Here is a 5,761-nt window from a genome sequence, read left to right as displayed (position 1 = left end):
ATCGTGCCGTATGCCCACGACAGGCGGTCGTGCCGATTCCACCAGCGCACGCGCGAGGCGCCCTGTGCGGTTCTACGGGCCCCGGAGGCCCCGCCCGGGCCCGGGAGCCGCCCACGCCCCTTCCGGCCGCTCAGGGCCCCTCCCGGGCCCGTACGCCCGTACATCCGTGCCCGCGGGCTCCCGTGCGAACCGCTACAGCCGGCGGCGGGCCTTGCGGGCCCTGCGCACCAGGGCCGCGGTGCCCAGCAGCGCGACCGTCGCGCCGGCGGCGCCCGCCGCGGTGGCGTCCTTGCGGCCCAGCCGGCGGCCGGCGACGGTGTGGCGGCCGGCGACCTCCTCCAGCAGCTCGGCGAGGACCTCCTCGTTCGTCCACCGGGGCCGCCAGCCCGCGTCGTGCAGCCGGTGGCCGCTGACCACCCAGGGGTGCATCGTGTACGCGAGGTCGCCCGCCGGGGACGGGGTCAGCCCCAGCCGGTGCAGCCGGGAGGCCGCGCCGAGGGCGACCGCCGAGGGCAGCTCCATGCGGCGGATGCCGGTGAGCTCCTCGACCTCCTCCTGCTCCAGCCAGCCGTCGCAACCGACGGCCAGCTCCCCCTCCGCCTTCTCCAGGGCGGCGAACTCCAGCGCGCTCACCAGGTCCTCCACATGGCAGAACTGCCAGGTCGGCCGGGATCCGGCGACCACCAGGAGGCGGGGCGACTCGAAGTAGCGGGTCAGGGCCGTGTCGGTGCCGCCGACCAGGACGGCGGGCCGCAGCACGGTGACGTTCAGGCCGGGGTGCGCCCGGGGCGCGCGCCTGGCCAGCCGCTCTATCTCCAGCAGGTCTCCCACGCCCGTCGCCTCGGCGGTGGCGCGCAGCTCCGCGTCCTCGGCGAGCGGTACGTCGTTCTCCGGGTGCGCCCCGTAGACCATGGCGGAGGTGCACAGCACCACCCGGTGCACCCCGGCGGCCGCCGCGGCGGTCAGCACGGTCTGGGTGCCCCGCACGTTGTAGGCGGTGCGGGCGGCGGCGTCGCCCTCCAGGTCGAGGTCGAGCGCGAGGTGGACGACGACGTCGGCGCCGCGCAGCTTCTCGGCGATCGCCGGGTCGCGGACGTCCAGGACGTGCCACTGCGCCTCGGTGACGTCGCCGCGGCGCTCGTCGATCGCCACCACGTGCTTGATCTCCTCGGACGCGGCGAGGCGCCGCGTGAGCAGCGCTCCGACGCCGCGTGCGGCGCCGGTGACCGCGACGACGGGCCGGCGGCCGCGCGCGGGCATGCCGCGCGGCGCCAGGGCGCGCGGGATCGCGCTCTCGCGCGCGGAACCGTTTCGCGCTGCGCGAACTTCTCGGTCGGCTTCTCGGTCGGGGGAACTCACCGGGCGTCTCCAGCGGTTGTCTTCAGTACGTATGTGCCATCACGTTTGTCATGACGCGTACGTACCAGGTGACGTCCATCCTGCCGCAGGCCCCGGACGAGCGGAGCACCAAGCCCGGATAGCGGCGGGGTGTCTACGCTTGGTGGTGTTGTCGGGCATTCGCCGCCGGTCCGGAGCCGGTGGCCCTACGAGCCGAGGAAACCCGTGAGTGACACCCCATTCGGATTCGGTCTTCCGCCGGAGGAGCCGGAGAACGGCGACGACGGCAAGAAGAAGGGCGGTGGCCAGGGAGGCGGCCAGGGGCCCGCGAATCCCTTCGGGTTCGGCGGGCTCCCCGGCGGTGGCGGGGACAACCCCTTCGCCGCGATGTTCGGCTCCATGAACCCCAATGACCTCGGCGCCGCCTTCCAGCAGCTCGGCCAGATGCTCTCCTACGAGGGCGGCCCGGTGAACTGGGACATGGCCAAGGACATCGCGCGCCAGACCGTCGCCCGGGGCACCGCCGACGGCTCCAAGGACGCGAGCGTCACGGACGGTGAGCGCGCCGCGGTCCAGGAGGCCGTGCGCCTGGCCGACCTGTGGCTGGACGGCGTGACGTCCCTGCCGTCCGGCTCGGGCACGGCCGTCGCCTGGTCCCGCGCGGAGTGGGTCGAGGCGACCCTGCCCGTGTGGAAGGACCTGGTGGACCCGGTCGCCGAGCGCGTCGGCGCCGCCATGGGCGGTGTGCTGCCCGAGGAGATGCAGGCCATGGCCGGCCCGCTGCTCGGGATGATGCGCAGCATGGGCGGCGCCATGTTCGGCACCCAGATCGGGCAGGCCCTGGGCGTGCTCGCGGGCGAGGTCGTCGGCTCGACCGACGTCGGCCTGCCGCTGGGCCCGGCGGGCAAGGCCGCGCTGCTCCCGGTGAACATCGAGACCTTCGGTTCGGGCCTTGAGGTCCCGCAGGAGGAGGTCCGGCTGTACCTGGCCCTGCGCGAGGCCGCCCACCAGCGGCTCTTCGCGCACGTGCCGTGGCTGCGCTCGCATCTGTTCGGTGCCGTCGAGGGCTACGCCCGCGGCATCAAGGTCGACACGGCCAAGCTGGAGGACGTGGTCGGCCAGCTCGACCCCACGCACCCCGAGCAGCTGCAGGAGGCCCTCCAGCAGGGCATGTTCCAGCCGGAGGACACCCCGGAGCAGAAGGCCGCGCTGGCCCGGCTGGAGACGGCGCTCGCGCTGGTCGAGGGCTGGGTGGACGCGGTCGTGCACGCCGCCGCGGCCCCGCACCTGCCGTCCGCCGACCGGCTGCGCGAGACGCTGCGCCGCCGGCGCGCCTCCGGCGGCCCCGCGGAGCAGACCTTCGCCACGCTGATCGGCCTGGAGCTGCGCCCCCGCCGGCTGCGGGACGCCTCCCGGCTGTGGGCGTCGCTGACGGACGCGCGCGGCCTGGAGGGCCGGGACGGTCTGTGGGAGCACCCCGACATGCTGCCCACCGCCGCCGACCTGGACGACCCGGACGGCTTCGTCCACCGCGAGCACCTGGACTTCTCCGAGCTCGACAAGATGCTCGGCGAGGCCGCCAAGGGCTCCGGTGCGGAGACGCCGAAGCCCGAGGACGGCAAGGGCGAGTCCGGGGACGAAAAGGGTGAGTCCGGCAAGTGAGCCTTCACGAGAACGCGGCCCTCGTCCTCAAGGAGTACGCGGACCAGCCGGAGCTGCGCGACCTCTACCTGGACCATCTCGCCGCCCACCCGGACGGCATGTGGAAGCCCTGCCAGGCGGGGCACGTCACGGCGAGCGCCCTGGTGATCGACCCCGAGCACGGCAAGGTGCTGCTCACGCTGCACCGCAAGCTGCGGATGTGGCTCCAGATGGGCGGCCACTGCGAGCCCGGTGACGCCACGCTCCAGGAGGCCGCGCTGCGCGAGGCCACGGAGGAGTCCGGCATCGCGGGGCTGACGCTGCTGCCGGGCGGCCCGGTGCGGCTGGACCGCCACCCGATCCCGGCGCCGTGCAACTGGCACCTGGACGTGCAGTACGCGGCGCTCGTGCCGGACGGCGCCGTCGCGGCGATCAGCGACGAGTCGCTGGACCTGCGCTGGTTCCCGTACGACGAGGTGGCGTCGGTGGCCGACGAGTCGGTCGTCGAGCTGCTGCGCCGGACGCTCGAACGCCTGTAAGCGACCCGGCATGACGTAAGGGGCGGTCACCCATAGTGACCGCCCCTTACCTTGCCTCTGAGCGCGACCGCTCAGTTGGTCCAGATGTTGCCCTGGTTCTGGGCATGGGCGCCGTGCTGACCCAGACCGTACTGGGCCATGAGGCCCTGGCCGATCTCCGTGCCCTGCGGCGGCAGCAGCTCGCTGGGCTGCACCAGCGCGTAGCCGTTGCCGGAGAAGCTGAGCTCCCAGCCCTCGCCCGTGCCGCCGCGGCGCCGCCACACGCCGGACGAGGACGTCTGCGCCTGCATCTGCACCCGCAGCGACGCCGACCAGGCGACCACCGCGTCCGCGTCGGCGCTGACGACGCTGTCGGGGGTGACCTGGAGCATCAGCGGATGGCCGGAGGTCATCAGCGCGACCTTGCCCTGGCCGGAGATGTTCAGCTGGTACGCGCCCGTGCCGGAGATCCCGTACTGGCTGTCCACGGCGACGGTCTCCCAGTGCAGGCTGGAGTCCAGGGCCAGGACGTAGGAGCCGTCGACGGTCAGGCCGTCCCGGTCCACGTCCATGATGTGGACGTGCTGGGCCAGGTTGGCGAGGTAGACCGTGCCCTGGCCGGAGCAGCGCATCAGGTCCAGGCCCTCGCCGGTGTGGGCGCGGGAGTGCTGCTGGCCGCGCGTCTGGTACTCGGCGTCGAACTCGACCATGCCCTGGTAGGCGACCATCGAGCCCTTGCGGGCGAGGACGTCCTCGTGACCGGTGAGGGAGACCCGCAGCATCTGCGCGTTCTGAAGGGCGTAGCGGTCCTGCGACTGGGCCTCGGTGTAGGCGAAAAGCGGGCTCTGCATGATGTTCTCGTTCTCCCCCTCAGCCCCGGGCCCGGAGCCGGTCGGTGCTGTCCTCGCTGGGCTGGACGACCACGAAGCCCTCGCCGGAGAAGCCCAGTTGGTAGGCCTCGCCGCTGCCCCGGCCGATCAGGGAGGACGCCTTGAAGCTGCGCTTTCCCTTCATCCGGAGGTTGCTGGACCAGGCGACGAGCGCGTCGGGGTCGACGTAGGTCTCGTCGTCGCCGCGGCCGCAGTCGACGACGATCGGCGTGCCGCGGGAGGTCAGCGCCACCCAGCCGGTGCCGCTGATGCCCACGTTGAACAGGCCCTGTCCGGCGAACTTCGCCATGCCCTTGACGCGCTCGACGCCCCACTGGAGCTGGGCGTCGAAGGCGAGGACATTGGTGCCGTTCACGGAGAGGGAATCGCCGTTGAGCTGCAGACAGACGACGTCCGCCCCGTAGTCGGCCAGGTAGAGCAGGCCGTCGCCGTGGCAGCGCATCAGGGGGACGCCCTCGCCGGTGAGCCACTGGGAGGCCATCTGCCGGACGGCGGGCGGGTTCGGGTCGTACTGGACGTAGCCCTCGTAGGCGACCATCGAACCCGTACGGGCGAAGAGGTCCTGGCCGGTGCGCATGGCGACCTTGAGCATGCTGCTGCCGTGGTTCTCCATGCGCGGCCCCGACGGTACGGGGGCGGCGTGGCCCGGGAACGGCGGCTGGCCCATCGGCATCTGATGCATGGTCATTTCGGCTTCCCTCAGACCTCGTAGGGCTGGACGACGATGAAGTTGCCGGGCGCGCCCCGGAACTGGAGGTTCACTGCCTCTCCGCTGTGGCCCGGGTAGGAGGCGCGGCGCAGCCGCACCTGGCTGGAGATGATCACCTGGGCGCCCGCCGACCAGGCCACGATGGCGTTGCTGTCGGCGAAGGTGGTGGGCGTGACGGGCAGCACCACGGGCGTGCCGTGCGTCTTGACGACGACGGTGCCGGTGCCCTGGAACTGCATGGTGAACAGCGCCCCGCCGGGGATGCCGTGGCCGTCGATCCGGCGCACCTCGTGGTGCAGCGACTCGTCGAAGGCGAGCACCGCGTCGGCGCTGACGCAGATCGCGTCGTTCTCCAGCTGGATGGGGTGGACGTGCGCCGAGTTCTCAGCGAGGAAGACCTGGCCGCGACCGGTGCAGCGCATCAGCTGCATCTCCTGGCCGGTGGCGCCGCCGACGATGCGGCCCATGAAGCCGGCGCCCTTGTAGCCGAAGTCGACCTTGCCCTGGTAGAGCACCATGCTGCCCTGCCGGGCGAGCACGGGCTGGGGGTCGGCGCCGAGGTCGACCCGGATGAGCTTGGGGTTCTGGAGCGTCCAGCGCTGTCCGGTGGGGACCTCGCGGTACTTGTCCAGCGCCGCCTGGACGCCGGGCACATGGGGCGGGGG

Annotated in this window: 6 protein-coding genes; 2 read left to right on the top strand and 4 right to left on the bottom strand. The window is 72.8% G+C overall.

What is annotated here, in order from left to right:
- Positions 1 to 192: 192 nt before the first annotated feature.
- Positions 193 to 1,359: an SDR family oxidoreductase gene (locus tag K6I33_RS30675; RefSeq protein WP_229357815.1), complete on the bottom strand. Its 1,167-nt coding sequence runs from the start codon at positions 1,357 to 1,359 to the stop codon at positions 193 to 195.
- A gap of 204 nt (positions 1,360 to 1,563) precedes the next feature.
- Between K6I33_RS30675 and K6I33_RS30670 the strand changes: the two genes are divergently transcribed.
- Positions 1,564 to 3,000: a zinc-dependent metalloprotease gene (locus K6I33_RS30670; protein ID WP_229357814.1), complete on the top strand. Its 1,437-nt coding sequence runs from the start codon at positions 1,564 to 1,566 to the stop codon at positions 2,998 to 3,000.
- A complete protein-coding gene (locus K6I33_RS30665; protein ID WP_229357813.1) occupies positions 2,997 to 3,518 on the top strand; it encodes an NUDIX hydrolase in 522 nt (173 codons plus the stop codon). The genes K6I33_RS30670 and K6I33_RS30665 overlap by 4 nt, the downstream gene beginning before the upstream one ends.
- Positions 3,519 to 3,589: 71 nt before the next feature.
- On the opposite strand, the gene K6I33_RS30660 is transcribed toward K6I33_RS30665, so the two are convergent.
- The 3 genes from K6I33_RS30660 to K6I33_RS30650 all read right to left on the bottom strand — a co-directional run.
- Positions 3,590 to 4,348: an AIM24 family protein gene (locus K6I33_RS30660; protein WP_229357812.1), complete on the bottom strand. Its 759-nt coding sequence runs from the start codon at positions 4,346 to 4,348 to the stop codon at positions 3,590 to 3,592.
- A 19-nt stretch (positions 4,349 to 4,367) separates the two neighbouring features.
- Positions 4,368 to 5,069, bottom strand: a complete 702-nt coding sequence (locus K6I33_RS30655) for an AIM24 family protein (RefSeq protein ID WP_373298116.1) — start codon at positions 5,067 to 5,069, stop codon at positions 4,368 to 4,370.
- A 17-nt stretch (positions 5,070 to 5,086) separates the two neighbouring features.
- The coding region (locus K6I33_RS30650) for an AIM24 family protein (protein WP_229357811.1) at positions 5,087 to 5,761 on the bottom strand (675 nt) is incomplete at its 5' end.

The sequence above is a fragment of the Streptomyces sp. UNOB3_S3 genome (assembly GCF_020740895.1).
In the GTDB taxonomy this organism is placed as follows: Bacteria; Actinomycetota; Actinomycetes; order Streptomycetales; family Streptomycetaceae; genus Streptomyces.
Note: the sequence above shows the minus strand (reverse complement) of the source record. Positions and strands in the feature narration are given on the sequence as shown.